This is a genomic window from Streptomyces colwelliae (assembly GCF_048158785.1).
Taxonomy (GTDB): Bacteria; Actinomycetota; Actinomycetes; order Streptomycetales; family Streptomycetaceae; genus Streptomyces.
This window is the reverse complement of the sequence record NZ_JBLTJC010000751.1, coordinates 1-1,772: the sequence shown is the minus strand read 5'-3', so window position 1 is coordinate 1,772 and position 1,772 is coordinate 1. Positions and strand designations below refer to the sequence as shown.

Below are 1,772 nucleotides of genomic sequence, written 5' to 3'. Positions count from 1 at the left end.
CAACGCGACAGCCCACCCGAGCTCAGCGACCACAAGGGAGCGGCCGCTACGGCGGACGCGTGATCGTTCTCCACGACCAGCACCTCCGGCTCATCCTGGAGTACCTCGACGAGCGCGTCCCGGCGCGGGGCGTCGTCGTGGGGCAGCGAGGCCAGGGCGTCTCCGAATCCCCGCTCCAGGGTGTTCAGTTGGCGGGTGGGGCGGTCCGCGACGTCTCGCACGTGCTGTGCGTGTGCCTCGGTCAGTTCGGCGGCTGTGCGGTGCCAGTCCTCGTCGTCGGGTACGCGGCGCAGCTCCACGCATTCCGGTGGCGTGCCCTCCGCGAGTGCGGCTACGGCACGGTCGTGGCCGTCGAGGATCAGCCAGCCGTCGAGGAACGTCACCCACAACAGCAGGACCGGCGCGAGGGGGGCGTCGCGGGCGTGCTTGCGGTACGCCTTCACGCGCGGGGCGTCCGGCGGGGAGAGGCGGCGCAGGGGCAGGATGCCGTGCCGGCCTCCGCCGCAGTACAGCTCCAGGGTGCCGTTCGGCCAGTCCTGGACGAAGTCGGTCGTCCAGATGCCCGGCGTGAAGTGGGGGTGCCGGGTCAGGCTCCAACGACCGTTGTGCAGGGGGCCGTTGGACCCATCCTCCAGCCAACGGGCGTACTCGTGCGTCCAGTTGACGTCCGCGCGCTGCCGTGCGGCGCGCAGGGGCGGCATGAGCGAGCGGTAGCCGTCGAAGCGGTGCAGGGCGAGGTCGCGGCAGCAGCCCCCGCCGTCCAACCGGCCCAGTGCCAGTGGGCGTTCACCCTGCCGCAGCAGTCTCCGGCCGCCGTCCGCCGTCTCGAAACACAGCGGGGACGGACCGGGCCGGCCTGTCACGGTCAGCGCCAGTCCGCCCTCCGGCAGTGGTTCTCTGTGCCCCCTGGTCTCCATGGGGCACAGTCTTATGCCTCCGTACGCCGCCTGCGCATCGCGAACACCACGCCCGCGCCCGCCGCCACGGTCACCGCGGCCGCCGTACCCAGGGCCGCCGCCGGTATCTCGGAACCGGTCGAGGCGAGGGAGCCGTTCACGCTGCCCGTCGTGGAGCCGGTGACGCCGCCCGAAGTCGAGCCCGTCGTACCGGAGTCGGCGGTGCCGCCGGACGAGCCCGTGTCGGTGCCGGTCGTCGGCGACGAGCCGTCCGTGGGGAGGGTGGCGTCCGCCGTGAGGGCCACCGAGAGGTCGAGCGGGTCGAGTTCGGCGCCGGTCTGGTAGAAGCCGCCGAAGGCCTTCGCGCCGGCGGCGGTGAGGGTGGCGGTGACCTCGTCGAGGGTGATGACGTCGTTCTTCGCGGTGAGGTCGGCCGAGCCGGCCTTCAGGTCGGCCAGGGCCACGTCCTCGGACTTCGTGCCCAGGCTCGTCACGTCCGCCGTCAGGGTGCCGGAGCCGTCGTCCAGGGTCGCCTTCAGGTCGGTGAAGGTGAGGTCGAGGCCGTAAGTGCCGTTGTCCTCATGGCCCTTGAAGTTCACCGCGCCCTCGAAGGCGGCGGAGAGGGTGTCGGCGTCCGTGTCGTAGCTGCCGGTCGCGCCGGTGAACGTGAAGACGCCGTTGCCGGTCGCCTGGGCCGCTCCGTCCGAGGTCGTGATCTTGCCGTTGGCGACGCTGCCGACGACGTAGGAGCGGAAGGACTCCTTGACGCCCCAGGTGAGGATGCCGTCCGCGATGTCGCCCTTGGTGGCGGCCGGTTCGGAGACGGTGTCCGAGGGGCTCGCGCTGTCGGAGGGCGTGGTGGACGGGGTCGTGCTC

Annotated in this window: 2 protein-coding genes; both read right to left on the bottom strand. The window is 72.1% G+C overall.

Annotated features, from left to right (window positions below; genetic code table 11):
* The coding region (locus ACNFOC_RS53975) for a hypothetical protein (protein WP_416966256.1) at nt 1-917 on the bottom strand (917 nt) is incomplete at its 3' end.
* Nucleotides 918-928: 11 nt separating this feature from the next.
* Nucleotides 929-1,772: HtaA domain-containing protein (locus ACNFOC_RS53970; RefSeq protein WP_416966255.1), on the bottom strand; the 844-nt coding region annotated here is incomplete at its 5' end.